Source organism: Pseudoalteromonas sp. PS1M3, from assembly GCF_016865405.1.
GTDB lineage: Bacteria > Pseudomonadota > Gammaproteobacteria > Enterobacterales > Alteromonadaceae > Pseudoalteromonas > Pseudoalteromonas marina.
Genome location: NZ_AP022624.1, coordinates 2203327 through 2224939, shown reverse-complemented (window position 1 = coordinate 2224939; position 21613 = coordinate 2203327). Strand labels below are relative to the sequence as shown.

The window sequence follows — 21613 nt, the reverse complement described above, 5'->3', positions numbered from 1 at the left end:
CAAAAAAGCAGCCATGTAATTACTTACTTGGCTGCTTTTATATTTTTCATTATTCATCTACTTTGTTCTAGCGTGGCGATCTGGGTGTGCTAGAATATCGCCTCTTTGATTAAGCGTGGTGTCAGCTGAAAGCTGTTATAACCTGACCACTTACCCAAGCTACACTGGAGTTGTGTTGTTTTAATGGAAAATGTACTGATTTGGCCAAAGGAATATCCGTTACTCATTAAAGGCCTTGTAGAGCAAAACGGTGCCTTTATTTTAGATGCTTTAGAAGCTTGGCCAGCTTGTCGTTCTACCAATGAAGACGATGGTGTGTGCACCACTGTTTTGCCCCCGATTTATTATTTGGCGTGGTTAACACCGCTTGAACCTTTTGAAGAATGCTATTTTCAACATATTTGTGAATACGACGAAGATGCACAGGCATACGTAGGCGCAATGAAAACCCACTTTTACGATAACGAATATACTCCAGAGAGCTTAGTGCTATTGTTGTGTCAGCGTTTAGAGAAATACGCAAGTGTTGCCGCACAAAATGCAGTTGAAACACCGCTTTCATTATTTAATTTATTTTTTAGCAAACGCTATTTTACACTCATTGAACATGCTTTAAATAATGGCAGTAAGCTTAGTGCTGTTGATGCGTTATCGCTATGGAAAGAAGTTGATTTTAGAGATCGCTTAAGTCACTTTATACCTGAGTCAATTGCTGACTTAGAAGTGTTAAGTGGGCTTGCAAGTGACAAAGTAGCAATGGGTAAAGACTATTTTACTTTATTGAAACAAGTATCGCCTGATGTTGATTCTGTGGTTTTACTTGAGCAAGCGCTCCTAACACATTTACGTAAAAAAACGGCCAAGCAAACAATGGCTATGCGCTTTATTGAGCAAGGTGCAACAGGCACATTAGCTGATGATAACGGTAAAACGGCATTTATGTGGGCGGCAGAGCGTGGTTTTGTAAACGTTGTGCAAACCTTACTACCTAAGCAAGATAAAAAAGCCCTTGATAGCCTTGGTAATACTGCATTGCATTATGCTGTGCTCTCAAAAAATGAATCGTTAATGGTGATGCTAATAAAAGCAGGCTTTGATTTTAGAGCGCGTAATAACGAGGGCCTAAGTTGCTACCGATTGGCTGTGAGCATTAAAGCGCAAAACCTAGTTAAATGCCTAGAGCGTGATTTTGGAATTAAAGAGCTATCCCCAGAAGGGCAATTTGATCGTATTAAAAAAGTGCATGTTTTACATGCTATTGTGACTTTATTATTGCCATTACAGTTATTTTTCTTTTTTGATGAAGCGCTGACCATAAAAAGTGAACTGACGCTTGGTTTAACTATAGTTACGGTGATTTGTTTTTTCTTTGCTATGAGCTTAAAGCGCTGCGCTTTGTATCCACATATAAAACATCCTTGGGGGTTATTTGTATTGAGGGGCTTTTCGTTATTGAGCTTATTAGCTCAGCTATGTTTAGCGGGTATAGTGACGTTGGCTGCACTAAGTGAATTGGTTTAAATAGTTAATACGTACTTAAAATGTATAAAAGCGCGTTTGCCCAATAGTAAACGCGCTTTTTTTATTTTACTTGTGAAGCTCGTTAGCGGCTTTTTCGTCAGCTAAATCTTCTTTTAGTTTGCGAATTTTTAAGCCTAACTCTTGCCCGCGGTGTCTTGCATAATAAGTACACCCAATAAACATGAAAGATGCAAATAACAACTCAAGTAACACCCAAATCAGCTCGTCAGGTGCAACCCAAAGCATAGTTAAGCCATGAATAAAATAAAGCATAACAACAAAGTTTGCCCAAGCGTAGGTATAAGTACTGTCTTTTATAATACCTCTAAGCGGTAGTAATAGAGGAATTATAGGTACAAATAGCGACATAACATCGAGCGGGCCTTCTTGAGGCGGCACAAAGTACATCCATAATGGCATTAAAACGAGCAGGCCAATATAGCCAATTAATGCAATGCGTTGAAATTTTACGGTTATTGGCTTTTTAGCAGGGGGTTGCGCTGTGTTCATTGAAGTTTACTCGCAATTTTTGTCAGGCGTATACCTACGCTTTGGCATATTTTAATTTCGTCTTTACTTAACTGGGCACTATTGTTGCTACCGGCAACGTGCGTAGCGCCATAGGGGGTCCCGCCAGTTTGAGTGCCTAATAATTCGGGCACATCGTAAGGTACACCAAGTAGCATCATTCCGTGGTGTAGTAAGGGCAATGATAAATTAAGCAGTGTGGCCTCATTACCGCCGTGCATACTGCTTGACGATGAAAACACACATGCGGGCTTATCAATTAGTTGGCCTTTAAGCCATAGCTCGCTGGTGGTTTCCCAAAATGCTTTGGCTTGAGAAGCCATCATACCAAATCGGGTAGGTGTACCAAAAGCCAAGCCATCACACTCTATAAGGTCATCTTTACTAATAACAATGTCGTGCGGGTTTTTAGCTACAAACGTTCTCAGTAGGGCTGTTGCGCCTTGTTGCTCTATTGACTCAGCTATTTCATGGGCCATTGCTTCAACGGAGCCATGGCTCGAGTGGTAAAGTACCACGATGGTTGTACTCATTATAAAACGCTTAAAACGTTTTCTGGTGGGCGACCAATTGCGGCTTTACCATTGTGTTCAACAATAGGGCGTTCAATTAATTTTGGATGCTGAACCATGGCGTTTATAAGCGTGGTTTCGTTTGTTTCGTCTTTTAAATTTAGCGTTTTGTACTCGGTTTCTTTTGTACGCATTAAATCACGAGCAGAGCTAAAACCAAGTTGTTCTATAAGTGTAGTAATTTGATCAGATGTTAAAGGCGTTTTTAAATACTCAACAACGGTGGGCTCAATTGATTTACTTTGTAAAAGGGCAAGTGTTTCACGCGATTTAGAACAACGCGGATTATGATAAATAGTAACAGACATAAAAGTTTCCATAGTGTTAATTGCCTCTATTTTAGGGCAACAGCTTGCAGACTTAAAGCCTTGCAAGCTCTTTTTGTAAACGGCGGTACTGAGTAAGTAATGCTTTTAATCGCTGCTGTTTTATTAACTCTGTTGATTCTACGAAGTTAAGCGCTTTTTGGATTTCATCAGCGGCTTTCATGTAAGCACCGTATTGAGATAGCACGTCAGCGTTTGCCTCGTGATAGGCCGCCAATTTGTCTTGTTTTTTGTACGCGTCAGCCAGTAGCTCTTTACCTAAACTATGCTCTGGTTTTTCTAATAAAAAACCTTTAAGCACGTTTTCAGCAAGTTCGTATTGCTTAGCTTCTAATGCTGCATTTGCATAATTGAGCGTAATTACTTGATTGTTAGGGCGGTAATTATGTAGTTCAGCTAAAAATGAAACGGCTTCGTCGGCTTTTTCTTGCGCTATGAGTAAATCAGTTTGCGTATCAATATAAAATAAATTCTTAGGGTCACTTTTTAATAGCTTGCTTAAAATAGTGTCTGCTTCATCCAGTTTTTCTTGATCAAGTAAACTTAACGCTAAACCGTAATTAAGTGCTGTATTGCTGTAGCTGTTTTCACGAAGGAGTTTTCTAAATAAGGCTTCAGCATTTTCTGGTTTGTTGTCGTAACGTGCAAGTACTCGGCTTTTAGCAAGGTTAAATTCGAGGCTTGCAGGTAAGCGACGCTTTGGGTACTGCTCAGCACGAAGACGTACATCAGACACTCGGCTTTCAGGCAGTGGGTGAGTAAGCAAAAATGCAGGTGGTTTATACTTATAACGAATTTGTGCAGCCAGTTTAGTTAAAAAGTCGCTAGATGCACGCGCATCAAACCCTGCATTATTAAGTGTTTGCATGCCTATTCGATCAGCTTCTTGTTCAGCAGAGCGACTGTGCGTTAATTGGCTAAAAGCAGATTGTGTTTGGCTTGCTGATATTATGGCAATACCAGCGTCAGGGGCAACAATAGTTGCTAAAATACCGGCAATCATCCCCGCTATGGTCATTGCGCTGTTATCTTGTTGTTGCTGGATTCTGCGTGCTAAATGGCGCTGAGTGACGTGAGCGATTTCGTGACCGAGTACAGATGCAAACTGACTTTCGCTATCGGCTTGCGCAATGAGGCCTGTGTGCACACCGACATGTCCGCCGTAAAAAGCAAAAGCGTTAATGTCAGAGTTATTGATCCAAAAAAATGAAAACGGGAAACGTACATCGTTTGCGTTTGCAACAAGCTTTCTACCAATGGTAGTTAGGTATTCATCTAATACGGGGTCGTTAATAATCGGTGAACCACCACGTATTTGCATCATCATTACTTCCCCAATCGCTTGTTCTTTTTCGAGGGGGAGTACTTGTAATGCAGAAGTTCCCAAATCAGGAAGATTAAAGTTAGTTTGCGCCTTTAATGGCTCACTTACTAGAAGGCTAAATGTAAGTACGGCACTGCATAAAGAGATAAAGGCTGATTTTAGCTGCATCTTATTCCTTGTTTATTGGCTCGCCAATGGCAATTTTGGCTATGTCTATTTCGTCACTGCTTGCACGGCTGTCTTTTTCGCACAACTGGTAGAGTTCTTTTATTGAGACTCCATCTATCTTTATTACGTTCAACTCTCGCTGCAAAAAAGTAATAATTTTATGAACCACTTTGTGTGAGTGCAAAATGAGGGCTTTATCGGCTTTATCACCGCGCTCAAAGTAAAAACCAATAAACTTATGTAATTGATTTAACCTTAATAGTACTTTCATTGAATGCGGATCCCACACTCTAAATTCCATAAAGCGGTTATCTTTTATGTATTGGTCAATAACAATATCTTTTGCATAAGGCAGTGCCCACAGCTCAAAGCCTCGGTCTGTAAATACCTGATGTAACGCAATTCGCGGTTTATGTTTGGTATGGATTTCACCTAAATCGTCCTCAAAGCCGTCGAGTATGTCTAGATTCCAGTTACGTCTGTCGATAAGTTGCTTTACGGCGTTATCAAATCCATGCTCTAAAACACCCTCAGACTCGCTAACCGAAGAGGCAACTAAATGATAAAAAGGAGGAAGCTCCCCCCAATTTATTTGTTTTTTAAACCAATTAATCTCTTTGAGTGTTGGATTACTTGGTAGATGCGCTTTATTATGCGTGCGAGACATTAACCTGTCCTTACTGCTAACTATGTATTACAGAATAAACCATTGCAGGCGTTGTTTTAAGAAAAAGTTACATTTGTTGATGTTTTATAGACTATTAACACACAGCAATGCGACTTATTATTCATTTTAATAAATCGGTAAAGCGAGTATGTTACACCAAGATTTACGAAGTTATAGATGTCCTCAACAGTTTATTCAGTTTAAATTAGGGCTACGTGAAGCATTATCTACACGGCAAGCCATCACTTTTAGTGTAAATAGTGATGAGAGCATGGATGATATTGAGCGATATTTAAAAAAATATGCTTACAGTTACAACTTAGATAAACAACAAGGTTTATTATTAGTGGAGCCATTACGTGTTTGAATATATAAAAACATGGTACGAAAGAAAATTTTCTGATCCTCATTCGGTCACCTTATTATTTTTACTACTTGTTTCTGTTGCCTTACTGTACTTTTTTGGCTCGTTAATTGTGCCGGTTTTAGTGGCATTAGTTATTGCTTATTTACTTGATTGGCCAGTTGTTCACTTAGAGCGTCTTGGTTTACGCCGTTTTACAGCAACCGTGTTCGTAATGCTTATATTTACAGGCATTATGCTTACTTTAATTTTAGTGATTGGTCCTGTTCTTTGGAAACAAACCAGTAACTTAGTGCAAGAAACCCCTCATATGTTAGAGCAAGGTAAGTCGTATTTAGTTGCCTTACCCGAGCAATACCCAAGTTTAATAAATGCCGACCAAGTACAAGGCATTGTTGCTACTGTCGAGGCTAAAGTCATTGAGTTTGGGCAAGTGGTTTTATCGTTTTCATTAACGTCGTTAAAAGATTTAGTGGCGTGGTTAATTTACTTAGTGCTTGTGCCGTTGCTCGTGTTTTTTATGCTTAAGGATAAGCTAGAGTTAACGGGTAGTGTGGCTAAATTAATTCCGCAACAGCGTCGTTTAATTTTGCAAGTATGGAACGAAATGAACCAACAAATTATGAATTACATTCGCGGGAAAGTGTTTGAAATTTTAATTGTAGGTGGCGTTTCGTTTATTGCGTTTACATTTTTAGATTTACGCTACGCAGCCTTATTAGGTGTGTTAGTTGGTTTTTCTGTGTTAATTCCGTTTGTGGGTGCTGCGCTGGTGACTATTCCGGTCGCTGCTGTGGCGTTATTTCAATTTGGATTAGAAACTCAGTTTTGGACTATTTTGATTATTTACGGAATTATTCAGGCCCTTGATGGCAACGTACTCGTGCCATTGTTATTTTCAGAAGCGGTTGACTTAAATCCTGTATTTATAATTGTCGCAGTTTTGTTTTTTGGTGGTCTTTGGGGCTTTTGGGGGGTGTTTTTTGCCATTCCTTTGGCTTCGCTTGTTAAGGCATTGATTACTGCTTGGTCTTCAACGCAAGAAGAGCTGAATAATAAACTGACAGAGGGTTAGTTCAAAAAGGCATAGAAAACGCACCGTCAGTACTAATTGATTATTACTCAATACGTCTAAAGTTATGTAATATTAGTAATAAGATATATCTTTTAGTAATAAGGTGCGTTTTTAGATGTCTGACTCTTTATTAAGCTCTGAGCAAATTTACCTCGATGCAAATGCAACAACGCCGGTGTTGCCATGCATTGCTCAGGTGGTCTCTCATACAATGCAAATTTGTTTTGGTAATCCATCAAGCCCACACATTACAGGTATTCAAGCTAAGCATTTGTTAGAGCAAACCCGTGAAAACGCACGAACAGTGATAGGCGCAAAAGAGGGAAATATTTTGTTTACCTCAGGCGCGACTGAAGGCATTCAAACCGCTGTCGTATCCACACTCATTAATGCTAAAACTCATAAAATAGATAATCCAGTATTATTGTATGGTGCAACTGAACACAAAGCGGTACCTAATACCTTAAAGCATTGGAATGATGTATTGGGCATTAATGCCAAAATATTGGCAATTCCGGTAGATAGTAAGGGTATTCTAGACCTTACTTTTATTGCAAAACACATTCCTAATGCGCTTATGATATGCACTATGGCGGTTAACAATGAAACCGGCGTGTATCAAGATTTAGATGCTATAGAACAAACGGTCCGTTTTTTAAACCCTGACGTGTCGTGGATGGTCGATTGTGTTCAAGCATTGGGCAAAAAGCAACTTAATCTGAGCGCGACCACAATAGATTACGCTCCCTTTTCAGGCCATAAACTTTACGCACCCAAAGGCATCGGTTTTTTATATATACGTGCTGGCAGCGCCTATACACCGTTTATAGCAGGGGGCGGGCAAGAGAGCGGTATGCGTTCGGGTACCGAGAACTTACCCGGTATTGCCGGGTTAAATAAACTATTTAGCTTACTGCTAGACAGGTCAGGTACCACGTTTAAACCAATCGATGTGCTTAATAGCTACCGCGCGCAAATTAAATGCGCGATTGAAGATACTTTTGGTGAGGTTACGTTTAATCATAGTTTTGAGCATTCGGTACCAACAACGCTCAACTTTGCGGTAAATGAACTAACAAGCAAAGAAGTGATTGATTTATTTGATGCTGCTGGTATTCGTGTCAGTGGAGGGTCTGCATGTAGCACGGGTTCTTCAACGAGCTTTGTGCTTGATGCTATGGGCGTTAAGCAATGGCAGAGTGAAAATGCAATTAGGCTATCGTTTGGTCCCGCAGCTACAGCCGAAGAAATAGCAAATGCGTGTGAATCTATACGTGCATTAAAAGTCATTTTGCAGGCTAACTGTTTAATAGTATCTGATAGCGCAACCCCTCACCAAGATGTGTGCGCGCTTGGTTTAACGCAGTTTAGGCACCAAGGAGCCTGTTGCTGGTTATATGTAAGTGAGAATAAACAGGCAATTATTATAGATCCTATTGTAGAGCTCATACCGCGTTTAGAAAAAATAGCTAATACACAAAACCTCACTATTAAGGCAGTGCTTAATACACACACTCACCAAGAGCGCCATTGCGGCGTTACTTTATTACGCAGTGTATTAGGGAGTCGATGCGATGACATTGAAATAGATAAACTGGGGTGGCCAATACATGCAGCGTATATTGACCTTAATAACCAACGATTAGAAAAAATAGCCACACCAGGGCACAGTGAAGATAGCGTAAGTTATGTTCTAAAAAATGGGGATAATCACATTAATTATTGCTTTTGTGGTGACCTAATATTACCCGCAGGCTTGGGGAACACGTCTCTAGCTGGTGGCAATACAAAGGCCATGGCTCATTCTATTTTAGCGCTTGCTGAGCAGCTAGATGAAACAAGTGTGATTTGTTCAGGACATGATTATTTACAATGTTTTGCGATGAACTGGGAGGCCGAGCAACAACAAACACCTTTATTAAAGGGATTAATAAACGGCCAAATGAGTATTGATGAATTTGTTATTAAAAAACAGCTTGATGATCAGGCTAAAGAAAAATCGAGGTCACAATTGTGTGGTTATGTCACCGCGTTACCCGAATCATCTATTCAGCAATTAAATTTTGATAGTGCAAAGGCAATGCTTACTAAAAACGATGCGTATTTGATTGATACCAGAGAGCCATACGAGCATGGTGCCAATAATGTATCGCAATTGTTTCGCACCAAAGAAATAAAAACACTTAATATACCGCTTAGTAGAATGGCTAATGCGTTGATGGAAGGTCAGCTTAGTAAGAGCGGTAAATATATATTGTTGTGTCGTAGCGGTAACCGATCAAAGCTTGCGGCTGCTAACCTAACACAACTAGGGTATCAAACAGTGTATAACTTAGAGGGTGGTTTGGCATTGAGCCTCTAATTATACGACACTAATAGGATTCAAATTAAATCGGCTCTGGTAGCCGATTTTTATTTATTCACATAAATGTCATAACTATTAAAAAAGTACTGAACGTTTAGTAAAATTCACGAACATAACAACTTAATCGATTAAGCTTTGTGGGTGCCTTTGAAATTGCGGGTAAAATAATTTGCAAAATATTTATGATACCGGTGTCAAATGACAAAAATTGCGTTATCATCTGCGTATAAAATAGTAAAAGCAGCGCTTTTTTTACGTTTTTAACTATACTATCAGCGTTTTATTTTAGTGTGTTTAGCGCGGATTAAAGACTTTTACATTATAAAAAGAAACTATAAATCAACCGGTTAAAATTTTTAGAGGATATTTAAATGTCGAACCGAACGCAATTAGCAAGTTGGCAAGCCCTTGAACAAAGTGCTGCTAAGATGAAACAAACACATCTTGAAACGTTATTTGCACAAGACGGTACCCGCTTTTCTAAGTTTTCAACTCAGATCCCAGGTGTATTATTCGACTACTCTAAACAATTAATTGATAACGATGTTTTTGCTAATTTAGTGTCGCTTGCTAAAGAGTGCGATATTGTCTCTTGGCGAGATAAAATGTTTAGCGGTGAAAAAATCAACATCACCGAAGAACGCTCTGTACTACATACTGCATTACGTAATCGTGCACATACTCCATTAATTGTTGATGGAGAAAATGTAACGCAAGCGGTTGATAATGAGCTTGCCAAAATTAAAGTATTTGTTGAAAAAGTGCGAAGCGGCCAATGGCTTGGTTATACGGGCAAAGCGGTGAAAGACGTTGTTAGCATTGGGGTAGGCGGGTCGAATCTAGGTCCTCAAATGGCAACTGAGGCGTTAAAAGCACTCGCAGACAACACGTTAAATGTGCACTACGTGTCAAATGCTGATGGTGTACAAATTGCTTCTGTACTTAAAAATATTGATCCCGAAACAACATTATTTGTTATTTCGTCAAAAACATTTACTACATCAGAAACCATGACGAACGCTAAAACAGCGGTAGATTGGTTTTTAGAAACAACAAAAGATGAAAGCACAATTGCTAAACATTTTGTTGCAGTAAGTACAAATTTAGAAAAAACAGCTGCCTTTGGTATTGCTGATGAAAACGTATTCACTATGTGGGATTGGGTAGGTGGTCGCTTTTCATTATGGAGTGCGATAGGCTTACCGATTGCGCTGTATTTAGGTTATGACGCATTTGAAGAAATACTAACAGGTGCTTTTGAAGTTGATGAACACTTTAAAAATGCGCCGCTTGAGCAGAATATTCCTTTAATAATGGCTTTGTTAAGTGTTTGGAATACCAGCTTTTTAGGGTATACGTCGCAAGCAATTTTACCTTACGACCAATCTCTTCACATGTTACCTGCGTATTTACAACAAGGTGAGATGGAAAGTAACGGTAAGCATGTTAACTTTGCAGGCAAAGTAGTACCGTACACCACGGTACCAATCATTTGGGGTATGACTGGTATTAACGGTCAGCACGCGTTTTATCAATGCCTGCACCAAGGCAACGTGATTGTGCCAGCAGATTTTATTGCATCTGTTAAACCACAAATTAATGTTGATAAGCATCATGACATTTTATTATCAAACTTTTTTGCTCAAACAGAAGCAATGATGAGTGGCGTTGATGCAGAACAAGTTACAGCCGACTTAACAGCTAAAGGTAAATCGCAGGCGCAGATTGATGAACTATTAAATCACAAAATTCATCAAGGAAATCGTCCAACAACATCAATGCTGCTAGACACTGTTGATGCTAAAACGGTAGGGCGTTTAATTGCGTTATACGAACACAAAATCTTTTGCCAAGGCATAATTTTAGACATTTGTTCATTTGATCAATGGGGTGTTGAACTGGGTAAAGGCTTGGCATCTAAAATTGAAAGTGAGCTGACAGATGATAGTGTAAATCACGATCACGATAGCTCTACAAGTGGACTGATGGCGTACTATAAGCAACACCGTACGCAGTAACAATTTAACCTGCTTAAAAGTAGGTAAACCGAGTACCTTTGAACGGGTAGCGCTGGAGTGCTTAGGGTCTGTATTTTTGTGAGAGGAGATACAGAATCCTAAGGCTCATTTAATAAAGCGTAGATGATAAAAAAATAATAATACATCATCAATTAAGAACAATTCAGCAGGCTTTTAACACATTATAAAAGCTACCATCATCCAAGTTATAAACAGGCATACCCGCGAACTTATTTTAGGACGGGGTATCACAACGTAGAGAGTAACTATGCTTAATCCTTTTGATATCATAATTTTTGGGGGCGGTGGTGATCTTGCGTTACGCAAATTACTACCTGCAATGTACAGAGCATATCAAGAAGGTAACTTACCTGAAGGCTCACGCATCCTGCCAACAGTTCGTGAAGAAAGCAAACGTGCCGAATACATTGAAACAGCGCACAAAGCACTGCAAGAGTTTTTAAGTAAAGGTGAATTTAACGCCAAAGATTGGAAAGCATTTTCTACTTATTTAGTGCCAGTGGTGAGTAATGTTACTGAAGCTGACGATAACTGGGATGTGCTTAAAGAGATCTTAGATGAGCACGATAGCACTAAATCTCGCGTGTTTTACTTATCTTTACCACCAGCCGTTTATGGCAAGTGTTGTGAAATTCTTTCTACAAAAGATTTGATTACGCCAACATCGCGTGTAGTCGTAGAAAAACCAATCGGTTACTGTGGTGAATCTGCAGAAGCAATAAACGCTAAAATTGCTGAATTTTTTGAAGAAGACCAAATTTTCCGTATAGACCATTACTTAGGTAAAGAAACAGTACAAAACCTAATGGCACTGCGTTTTTCAAATTCATTATTTGAAAACATGTGGGATGCTAAATCGATTGATAATATTCAAATTAGTCTTTCTGAAACCGTAGGCCTTGAGAGCAGAGCTGGGTTTTACGACAAAGCCGGTGCACTTCGTGATATGGTTCAAAATCACTTATTACAGCTTTTGTGCCTTGTTGCAATGGAAGCTCCTAATAAGCTTAATGCTAATAGTATTCGTAACGAAAAACTAAAAGTACTTGAAGCGCTTCGCCCACTTTTTGATTCAGATGTTGATAGCAACATAGTACGCGGCCAATATGTACCGGGCGATTTAAACGGAAAAATAGTTCCTGGCTACCTAGAAGAGCTAAACGAAGGCGCTAGTAAAACAGAAACCTTTGTTGCTATTCGTGCACACATTGATAATTGGCGCTGGGCTGGCGTACCATTTTACCTTCGTACAGGTAAACGCATGGCAAAACGTTGTGCTGAAATAGTGGTTGAGTACAAAAAAGTATCGCACAATATTTATGAAGAAAATGTTGGCAACATTGAACCAAACCGCTTAGTTATTCGCCTTCAGCCTGAAGAAACGATTCAGCTAACGCTTATGTCAAAGCGTTTGGATAACCTTGAAATGCAATTAGAGCCGGTAACGATGAACATTGAGTTATCACAAGCTTACAGTAACGGTTTCCATTCTGATGCATATAAACGTTTAATGCTTGATGCGGCTGCAAATAATCCATCATTGTTTATTCATCGTGATGAAGTTCGTCAAGCATGGAAATGGATTGACCCGATTGTTGAGCGTTGGCAAGAAAAAGGTAAGCCTGCACTTTACCGCGCCGGTACGTGGGGGCCTGATGATGCCGATGAACTATTAGCAGAAAACAACCATGTGTGGTTTAACACAGGTGATAAGGCATAATTATGGCGACTTTAGTTGAAAAATTTTTTGATGACAAAGATGCACTAACAAAAGAGTTATCGGCAACCTTAGAGCAATCATTAATAGATGGTATTAAAGATGATGGGCGCGCGGTACTAATGGTATCAGGCGGGTCATCACCCGCTGCAGCATATAAGCATTTATCAACCCTTGATTTAGATTGGCAGAACGTTGACGTAGCCATGGTTGATGAACGCTGGGTTGAGCCAAATCACGAGAAAAGTAATGAAGCATTTATTAAAAGTACGTTGTTGCAAAATTTTGGTAATGCAGCCAACTTTATAACAATGAAAAACGATGCTTCTACTGCACAACAAGGTGCTGAAAAATGTGAAGCCGCGTATGGTGCACTTAAAACGCCTTATGATGTAACTATTTTAGGTATGGGGCCTGATGGTCACACTGCGTCTTTATTCCCACATGCAGATGGGTTAGAGCATGGTTTAACCACCACTCAAACGGTTTGTGCGATTAACGCAATACAAAGCGACGTGACGGGGAGTATTACCGAGCGTATGACGCTTACCTTGCATGCAATAGCAAATTCTAAAGTGGTAAAACTACTTATTAGCGGTGAAGAAAAGCTCGCTGTTTATAAGCAAGCTAAGGCAGGGGGCGATGTTAACGATATGCCTCTGCGTGCTGTGCTAAACCATCCTGATATAAATATTGAAGTTTATTGGGCTCCATAATTTAATCAAATTTGCAGTACTCACTCAATTTTATAAAGGCAGCTAAATTAGCTGCCTTTTTGTTTGTTTAAATATTCTTCAATATGAGTAAGTTTATAGGTGAAAATCTGTTAACTATTGTAAATGGGTTGCTTAGTCTTGTATGCTAAATAGCCGCGTAACGCTTTATTTTTAAGCGTATTTTAAAATTATTACGTGTATGTTTTTTGGCAACGTGCAGATTTATTTAAATTTTATTTTTAGATGGCTTATGTCATAAAACTTTCCCTTCCTTTTTCGCCTCAAAAGCATTAGCCTTAGTGCATTAACAATGAAACTTATAAAATTAAAAACGGAGCAGTAACATGGCGGAGCAACAAGTACAGCCTTTACACAATGAAAAACATGCCAACATTAAAATTCAAAACGGCATCAATGTAGAATTTATGAAAACTCAACATTTAGTGCCTGTAGTAGCACATGAGTTTGCGCGTGTAGCAAATGAGTTTCCTATGTCGTTTGTTAAAAATAACGAAGCAGGTACTTTCCAAGCAGTTGCAATGTTTGGCCTAGAGCCAGGCGAAAACTTATTTGTTGAAGGCGACAAATGGACAGCTTCTTTTGCACCAATGGCGTCTACACGTTACCCACTAGGTTTAGTTAAACACCCAGAGCAAGACCAATTTGGTATCGTTATTGATGAAGCAAGCCCACTTGTAAGCGAAACAGACGGTAATGCGTTATTTGAAAACGGTGAAGAAACAGATTACCTAAAACGTCGCAAAGAGTCGCTAGTGTCTTTTATTGAGTTTTCTCAAGTAACAGATGCGTTCACTAAATTCCTTGCTGATAAAGAGCTACTAATAGCACAAACGTTAACAGTAGACATCAAAGGCGAGAAAAAAGACATTAACGGTATTTACCTTATCGACGAGAAAAAACTAAATGAGCTAAGCGATGCAGACTTCTTAGAGCTTCGTAAGCGCGGCTATTTAGCACCAATTTACTCTTTCTTAACGTCTACTCACCAAGTAGCACGTTTAGCGCGTTTAAAAGCCAAACAAGCTTAATTTAAACACGTTAACTATAAAAAGCGCCTCAAGGCGCTTTTTTTATGCCTTTAAACTTACTTTAGTTGAAATTTACGTTTTAACCGTTCACATTGGTTTTAATACTTTTTTGATAAGGGCCAGTCATGAAAAAAATAATCTTATTATCTATTTTAGCCAGTGCGAGCATAGGGTTTAGTCACAGTGTACTAAGTGAAGAATCTCCGCTTGCCATTGCCATTCATGGTGGCGCAGGAACAATAGATAAAGCAAAATTTTCCCCTGAGCAAGAAAAAGCCTACCGTGCTAAATTATCCGAAGCTGTTGAAGCAGGTTACAGCGTACTTGAAAAAGGCGGGGAAAGCTTAGATGCGGTGACTGCTGCAATTACAGTATTAGAACAGTCTGAGTTTTTTAATGCAGGGCGGGGTGCAGTATATACATACGACGGTGGGCATGAACTCGACGCATCAATTATGGACGGGCGTAACCGCCAAGCTGGGGCTGTTGCAGGTGTAAAACATGTAGAGAGCCCAATTAAACTTGCTCGTTTAGTTATGGATAACTCAGTGCACGTTATGCTCAGTGGACAAGGTGCTGAGGAATTTGCAAAAGAGCAAGGTATTGAACTTATCGAAAATAACATATTTGATACTAAACATCGTTACGATGCTCTGCTTAAAGCAAAAGATAAGCTTGATAAAGCCAAAGCAACAACTAAGTCATATCAGGCTGCACACAATGCACTACCAGATAACTTTAAAATGGGCACTGTTGGCGCTGTTGCCCTTGATAAAAATGGTAATTTAGCTGCAGGCACATCAACCGGTGGAATGACGGCAAAGCGCTACGGCCGTGTTGGAGATGCTCCTGTTATAGGTGCTGGTACGTTTGCTGAGAATGAGTCATGTGCGGTATCAGCAACCGGCCATGGTGAATATTTTATTCGCTACAACGTGGCAAGTGATATTTGCGCTCGTGTTAAATACCAAGGCAGTACAATCGCCCAAGCCGGTGATGAAGTAATAAACAAGGTATTAAAGCCAATAGGTGGTACAGGCGGTGTTATTATTATCGACACGCAGGGCAATATTAGTTTACCGTTTAACACGTCGGGGATGTATCGCGCGAGTAAATCGAATACGCAAGCAACTTATGTAGGCATTTTTAAAGGCGAATAGGAATACAGGCTGATACATGTGTTTAAATGTCAAACAACTGAGTGTTTAATGATTTGTAGGATTAACCCGAGCCGTTAACTTTGATACAATTATGGCTCTTTTACATATTTTATAAGGTATGCGGGTGGTTAACCTAGGTCAGTTGTTTGGCGAGCTAAAAACGTGCTTAAAAAAAGATCAATTCATATTCAAAAAACGCCTTCATGGTGTTAAAAAAATAGCCGACGAAACTAAACAAGCCAATGCGCTTGAAAAAATAGCCGCAGATATAACCCGCAGCCAACAATCAAAAGAAAAACGATTAGCTAACTTGCCACAGGTAACATACCCTGAGCAGCTGCCTGTAAGTCAAAAAAAACAAGCCATTAAAGACGCAATAGCAAATAACCAAGTTGTTATTATTGCCGGTGAAACGGGCTCGGGGAAAACGACGCAAATACCTAAAATGTGTCTAGAGCTTGGCCGTGGAGTTGATGGGTTTATTGGCCATACACAACCACGTAGGTTAGCCGCACGCACCGTTGCAAACCGTATTGCTGATGAGATGAAGTGTGAACTTGGCCAACAAGTGGGATTTAAAATCCGCTTTAGTGATCAGGTTTCTAACAGCACATACATCAAACTGATGACAGACGGTATTTTACTGGCCGAAATTCAGCAAGATCGCTTTTTAAATCAATACGACACCATAATTATTGATGAAGCCCACGAGCGTAGCCTAAACATTGACTTTATTTTAGGGTACTTAAAAAACTTACTGCCTAAGCGTCCAGATTTAAAAGTTATAATTACCTCAGCAACGATTGACCCTGAGCGTTTTTCTAAGCATTTTAACGATGCGCCAATTATTGAGGTATCAGGTCGTACTTTCCCTGTTGATGTTCGTTACAACCCAATTAGCGATATTAAAAAAGAGGGTATGGAAGCAGAAGGTGACCAGTTACAAGGTATTTTTGATGCCGTTGACGAGCTGTGCGCAGAAGGCCCTGGCGACATACTTATATTTTTAAATGGTGAGCGTGAAATTCGTGACACTGCCGACGCGTTGAGTAAGCGAAATTTAAAACACACTGATGTACTCCCATTGTATTCGCGTTTATCAAATGCAGAGCAAAATCGAATATTTGCGCCGCATTCGCGCCGTCACATTATTTTATCGACTAACGTGGCTGAAACGTCATTGACCGTGCCAGGTATTCGCTATGTTATAGATCCAGGTACTGCGCGCATAAGTCGCTACAGCTACCGTACAAAAGTACAGCGTTTACCAATCGAGCCTATTTCACAAGCAAGTGCTAATCAGCGTATGGGCCGTTGTGGGCGTGTTGAAGCGGGTATTTGTATTCGCTTGTATTCTGAGGATGACTTTTTATCTCGCCCCGAGTTTACTGACCCGGAAATTCTACGTACAAACTTAGCCTCTGTTATTTTACAAATGCTAGCTTTGGGCTTGGGTGACATGGCGCAATTTCCATTTGTGCAAGCGCCAGATAGCAGAAATATCAATGATGGTTTGACTCTGCTTGAGGAGTTACAAGCAGTAAAGTCGTCTAAACGAGATAATAAAACTGCTTTAACGCAATCTGGTAGGGAGCTGAGCCGATTACCCGTTGATCCGCGTTTGGCTAAAATGGTGTTAACAGCGCATAAGTTAGGTGCACTTCGTGAAGTTATTATCATTGTGGCTGCTTTATCTATTCAAGACCCACGTGAACGACCTCAGGAAAAACGCGCAGCAGCGAATGAAAAACACGGCCGCTTTGATGATCCTGATTCAGACTTTATTGCCTTTTTAAATTTGTGGAATTACTTAGAAGAGCAACAAAGCGAACTGACAAACAGTCAGTTTAGAAAATTATGCCAAAAAGACTTCCTAGCCTATATGCGCCTGCGTGAATGGCAAGATATTGTATATCAAATAAGTACTGTGTGTAACGAAATGGGCATGAAGGCAACAAGTGATGTTGCTGATAGTGAAGCCGTACACAAAGCCTTACTAAGCGGTATGCTTAGCCATATTGGTTTTAAGGACGAAAAACAAGCTTACAAAGGTGCGCGTAATAGTCAGTTTCATATTTTTCCGGGGTCAGGTTTATTTAAAAAAGCGCCTAAATGGATTATGTCAGCAGAGCTTGTTGAAACGAGTAAATTGTATGCGCGCACTAATGCAAAAATCGATATCAGTTGGGTTGAACCTTTAGCCCAACATTTGGTAAAACGCAGCTACTCTGAGCCCCACTGGGAGAAAAAACCTGGGGCTGTTATTGCCTTTGAGCAACAAACTTTATATGGGTTGTTAGTTGTTAATAAGCGCCGCTGTGTGTATAGCAATATAGACTCTAAAGTTAGTCGTGAGCTGTTTGTACGCACCGCACTGGTTGAACAAGAGCTAGGTTTAAACGAGCGTTTTTTACAGTTTAACCGTGAGCTAATCGAAGATATACAAGTTCTTGAAAATAAGTCGCGCCGACGTGATATTTTAGTTGATGAACAAACCTTATTTGAGTTTTACGATAAAAAAATACCAAAAGAAATTAATAATCGAGCCGCTTTTTTTAAGTGGTATAAAACTCAAAAACAACAAAATAAACACTATCTACATATGACTCGCGATGAGTTAATGCGCCATGGCGCAAACAGTATTACAGAGTTTGATTACCCAGATACATGGCAGCAAGATAATTTAATATTACCGCTTACGTATCACTTTGATCCAGGTCAAGCGGTTGATGGTGTTGCGGTGCAAATACCCGTTGCCTTATTAAATCAATTGCAAGAAACCGGCTTTGATTGGCATATCCCTGCGTTTAGGCACGAACTTGTTAGTGGCTTGATTAAATCGCTACCAAAATCACTTCGACGTAACTTTGTGCCCGCTCCTAATTATGCCGATGCTGTTATTGCGGCGGTAGAGCCGATGCAAGGCACGTTGCTTGACGCACTTACCACACGTTTGTTGAGAATGACCGGTGTACGCGTTGATCCTGAAGCGTGGGATTTAACATCACTTGCTTCTCATTTACGCTTACATTTTGAAGTACGCGATGAGCACAATAAATTACTGGCTCGCGGTCTAGACCTTGCGAAGCTCAAAGCAGAGCTTCAAGGAGAGGTAACCGAAACACTTTCTAAAGTTGCGGATGACGGTATAGAAAAAGCAGACTTAACACAATGGAACTTTGGTGAACTACCTAAGTCTTACGTTAAAAAGCAAGGCCAGTACGAAATAAAAGCGTATCCAGCGCTGGTGGATAAAAAATCAAGTGCTGCGGTTGAGCTATTTGATAACGAAATAAAGGCACAGATTGCACACCAGCAAGGCCTTCGCCGATTGGTATTATTAAATGTGCCTTCACCTATTAAATATTTACAGCAAAATCTGCCTAATAAGGCTAAGTTGGGATTGTACTTTAATCCTTTTGGAAAAATAGCCGATTTAATTAATGATTGTATTGCCGCGGGTGTTGATAGCTTATTACTCAAATATGGCGATATTAGAACGAGCAGTGAGTTTGAAAGTGTAAAAGAAGAAATACGTGGCGAGCTAGGTGACGCTGTAGTCGATATAGCTATTCACGTTGAACAAGTTCTTAGCATTGCGCATGCGCTACATAAAAAAATGAAAGGGCGGGTTGATTTGACCATGATCACTGCGCATGGCGATATTAAGTCTCAGCTTGAGTCGTTAATTTTTAAAGGGTTTGTTAGTCAACATGGTGCGACTAAGCTGACTGATTTAATTCGTTATTTGAAAGCGATTCAAAAGCGATTAGAAAAGCTCCCTGTTGACCCAAACAGAGACAGAGTGTGTGTACTTGAGCTTGATAAAGTGGCAGCTGAGTATAAAAAGCTGACTAATAAAATACCCAAAGGTATGCCAATACCCAGCGAGATAGAAGCTATATTTTGGATGCAACAAGAGCTAAGAGTTTCATTATTTGCACAAACGCTAGGAACGCCTTACCCTATTTCGTCTAAACGAATTTTAAATGCTATAAAAGAAGTTGAATAATGCTTGCATTTATCAAGAAGGTTAGTACCTTAAAGGTAGGATTTATTTTTGTTTTGAGAAGGAAACGACATAAGCATGTCCTCGGTGATTGAACCTAAAACAAAACGACTATTAGTTGTAGATGATGAGTATTTTAATTACGAAATGCTTAAACCTGCACTAGAGTCTAAATTTGACGTTAGTTATGCTGACTCTGGTCAGAATTGTCTTGCGTCTGCAATTGCCAATCCTCCTGACATTATTTTACTCGATGTATGTATGCCAGGCCTTGATGGCTATGATACATGCAGAATGCTAAAACATACGCCAGAAACTAAAAACATTCCTGTGGTTATGGTGTCAGGCCTTGAGTCTGAGCTTGAGAAGAAAACAGGTTTTGACGCCGGTTGTGATGCTTATGTAGTCAAACCGTTTGCCATAAGTGCACTGTTAGAGCAAATAAACACAATAGTTTAGAGGGAATTATGTTCACAGAAGATAAACGAAACTATAGACGCATGCAGGTGAACGCTACTGCAATGCTTACAACTATCGAGCCGGTTGCCGGCTTAACTTACACTGCTGAATGCGTAGACTTAAGTGCAACGGGATTGTCGCTGCATTTAGATGATTTATTAGAACCAAATACACTTTTGTCTGTTGATATTGCATCAACTCATCCAAGTATTGCCCCTTTAAAAGCGACTGCTAAGGTAATACGTGCCAGCAAAGAAGATGATGGCACGATTACGGCAGGGCTTGAGATAATAGAGTTTAATTAATAAACTTTACAGATAAGCCCTTTTAAGTAAAAGCCTTCAGGGTAGCTGCCCGCAATTGGGTGGTCAGCTGCTTGGTTTAAACGTTCCATTATTAACAAGTCTTTACCCGCGTCTAGTGCTGCGTCTGCAACTACTTTCTGAAATAAGTTTTGTTCCATTAAGCCCGAGCAAGAGAATGTTAATAGTGTGCCGCCTGGCTTTAATATTTGCATAGCTATCATATTGATATCTTTATAGCCCCTGCATGCACCTGTTAGCTGTGCCTTGTTGTCGGCAAATTTAGGCGGGTCCATAACAATGGTGTCGAACTGTTTACCTTCGTCTCTGTACTGGCGTAAAAGTTTAAAAACATCTTGCTTAACAAAATCGACTTTATTTAAATCTAAATTATTATGCTCAACATTACGTTTTGCGGTATCGAGTGCCGGTTGTGATACGTCAACGTTGGTTACATGTGTACAGCCACCACGAAGCGCATAAAGTGAGAATGTCCCTGTGTAGCTAAAGCAGTTAAGAACAGTTTTATCTTTTGAAAAACGCTCAAGTGCTGCACGGCTATCGCGTTGATCTAGGTAAAACCCGGTTTTATGACCTTCTAAAATATCTACCTCAAGCTTTAAACCATTTTCTTCAATAAGCACTGGCTGCGTTGGTTCAGAGCCCCAAAGTACCCCTTTAATTGGCTCTAACCCTTCTTTTGTTCGTACGTCTACGTCTGAACGTTCGTAAATGCTGCTGCCTGGAAATATAGCCATCAGTGCGCCTACAATTTCACCTTTGTGGCGCTCTGCACCTGCGCTTAGTAGTTGGCATACAAGTACATTATCAAACTTATCGATTGTAACACCCGGTAAGTAATCAGACTCAGCGGCACATAATCGGTAACCAGTTAATCCGCCTTCTTCAATTACTTGGCTACGAGCTTCAAGTGCTCGGCGTAAGCGTCTCTCAAAAAAGTGTTTATCTATAATTTCTTTTTCGTCAAAGCTCCAAACACGCGCTCGAATCTGAGAATGCGGGCTATAGGCTGCTGTTGCTAAATATTTACCTTCACTGTCGTGAATAGTTACCGTGTCGCCCAGTCCCGGTTTACCTTTGATCTTTTTAATGGCTTTTGAAAATAACCATGGGTGTTTTCTTTTTAATGATTTATCGCGACCAGCTTGGAGATAAACGGCAGATGACATAAGGCTTCTCGGTTGTATTAAATAAGCGCTGTATTTTAGTCAAGGCAGGGGCAACATACAAT

18 protein-coding genes are annotated in these 21613 nt (G+C 40.0%); 12 read left to right on the top strand and 6 right to left on the bottom strand.

The window, feature by feature from the left end; genetic code table 11:
• The first annotated feature begins 183 nt into the window (after positions 1-183).
• Positions 184-1521 carry an ankyrin repeat domain-containing protein gene (locus tag PS1M3_RS10190; protein WP_203983995.1) on the top strand — a complete coding sequence of 446 codons (1338 nt, stop codon included), beginning with the start codon at positions 184-186 and terminating at the stop codon, positions 1519-1521.
• Positions 1522-1587: 66 nt separating this feature from the next.
• Here PS1M3_RS10190 and PS1M3_RS10185 read toward each other — a convergent pair whose 3' ends face one another.
• The 5 genes from PS1M3_RS10185 to PS1M3_RS10165 are packed head-to-tail and all read right to left on the bottom strand — an operon-like array spanning position 1588 to position 5106.
• The gene (locus PS1M3_RS10185) at positions 1588-2031 is read right to left on the bottom strand and encodes a DUF2069 domain-containing protein (protein WP_058428672.1); all 444 of its coding nucleotides are present in this window, start codon (positions 2029-2031) and stop codon (positions 1588-1590) included.
• On the bottom strand, positions 2028-2582 hold the full coding sequence (gene wrbA, locus PS1M3_RS10180; protein WP_203983993.1) for an NAD(P)H:quinone oxidoreductase: 555 nt from the start codon (positions 2580-2582) through the stop codon (positions 2028-2030). Before wrbA ends, PS1M3_RS10185 begins: the two co-directional genes overlap by 4 nt.
• Positions 2582-2929, bottom strand: a complete 348-nt coding sequence (arsC, locus tag PS1M3_RS10175) for an arsenate reductase (glutaredoxin) (protein ID WP_033019120.1) — start codon at positions 2927-2929, stop codon at positions 2582-2584. Before arsC ends, wrbA begins: the two co-directional genes overlap by 1 nt.
• 52 nt (positions 2930-2981) lie before the next feature.
• Positions 2982-4439 (bottom strand): M48 family metalloprotease, encoded by a 1458-nt coding sequence (locus PS1M3_RS10170; RefSeq protein ID WP_203983986.1) that lies wholly within the window; start codon positions 4437-4439, stop codon positions 2982-2984.
• 1 nt (position 4440) lies between these two features.
• The gene (locus tag PS1M3_RS10165; RefSeq protein ID WP_010557553.1) at positions 4441-5106 is read right to left on the bottom strand and encodes a hypothetical protein; all 666 of its coding nucleotides are present in this window, start codon (positions 5104-5106) and stop codon (positions 4441-4443) included.
• A gap of 148 nt (positions 5107-5254) precedes the next feature.
• Between PS1M3_RS10165 and PS1M3_RS10160 the strand changes: the two genes are divergently transcribed.
• The 11 genes from PS1M3_RS10160 (at position 5255) to PS1M3_RS10110 (ending at position 20364) form a co-directional block, all read left to right on the top strand.
• Entirely contained in the window at positions 5255-5473 is a 219-nt protein-coding gene (locus tag PS1M3_RS10160; RefSeq protein ID WP_008129787.1) for a hypothetical protein, read from the top strand.
• On the top strand, positions 5466-6545 hold the full coding sequence (locus PS1M3_RS10155; RefSeq protein WP_203983984.1) for an AI-2E family transporter: 1080 nt from the start codon (positions 5466-5468) through the stop codon (positions 6543-6545). Before PS1M3_RS10160 ends, PS1M3_RS10155 begins: the two co-directional genes overlap by 8 nt.
• A 115-nt stretch (positions 6546-6660) precedes the next feature.
• On the top strand, positions 6661-8907 hold the full coding sequence (locus PS1M3_RS10150) for an aminotransferase class V-fold PLP-dependent enzyme (RefSeq protein ID WP_203983982.1): 2247 nt from the start codon (positions 6661-6663) through the stop codon (positions 8905-8907).
• 374 nt (positions 8908-9281) lie between these two features.
• On the top strand, positions 9282-10928 hold the full coding sequence (gene pgi, locus PS1M3_RS10145; protein ID WP_203983975.1) for a glucose-6-phosphate isomerase: 1647 nt from the start codon (positions 9282-9284) through the stop codon (positions 10926-10928).
• Positions 10929-11196: 268 nt separating this feature from the next.
• Complete coding sequence (gene zwf, locus PS1M3_RS10140; RefSeq protein WP_138740327.1) at positions 11197-12669, top strand: glucose-6-phosphate dehydrogenase; 1473 nt, start codon at positions 11197-11199, stop codon at positions 12667-12669.
• A gap of 2 nt (positions 12670-12671) precedes the next feature.
• Positions 12672-13382 carry a 6-phosphogluconolactonase gene (gene pgl, locus PS1M3_RS10135; RefSeq protein ID WP_203983973.1) on the top strand — a complete coding sequence of 237 codons (711 nt, stop codon included), beginning with the start codon at positions 12672-12674 and terminating at the stop codon, positions 13380-13382.
• A 344-nt stretch (positions 13383-13726) separates the two neighbouring features.
• Positions 13727-14431, top strand: coding sequence for a SapC family protein (locus PS1M3_RS10130; RefSeq protein WP_006792343.1), 705 nt, complete (start codon positions 13727-13729; stop codon positions 14429-14431).
• A gap of 125 nt (positions 14432-14556) precedes the next feature.
• Entirely contained in the window at positions 14557-15591 is a 1035-nt protein-coding gene (locus PS1M3_RS10125; protein WP_008129776.1) for an isoaspartyl peptidase/L-asparaginase family protein, read from the top strand.
• Positions 15592-15715: 124 nt separating this feature from the next.
• A complete protein-coding gene (hrpA, locus tag PS1M3_RS10120; RefSeq protein ID WP_203983971.1) occupies positions 15716-19603 on the top strand; it encodes an ATP-dependent RNA helicase HrpA in 3888 nt (1295 codons plus the stop codon).
• 75 nt (positions 19604-19678) lie between these two features.
• A complete protein-coding gene (locus PS1M3_RS10115; RefSeq protein ID WP_008129771.1) occupies positions 19679-20059 on the top strand; it encodes a response regulator transcription factor in 381 nt (126 codons plus the stop codon).
• A gap of 8 nt (positions 20060-20067) precedes the next feature.
• Positions 20068-20364 carry a PilZ domain-containing protein gene (locus tag PS1M3_RS10110; RefSeq protein WP_006792347.1) on the top strand — a complete coding sequence of 99 codons (297 nt, stop codon included), beginning with the start codon at positions 20068-20070 and terminating at the stop codon, positions 20362-20364.
• Here the strand turns inward: PS1M3_RS10110 and PS1M3_RS10105 are convergent.
• Positions 20361-21551 (bottom strand): class I SAM-dependent methyltransferase, encoded by a 1191-nt coding sequence (locus PS1M3_RS10105; protein ID WP_203983969.1) that lies wholly within the window; start codon positions 21549-21551, stop codon positions 20361-20363. The two genes, PS1M3_RS10110 and PS1M3_RS10105, sit on opposite strands and share 4 nt — an antisense overlap.
• Between the last annotated feature and the right edge of the window lie 62 nt (positions 21552-21613).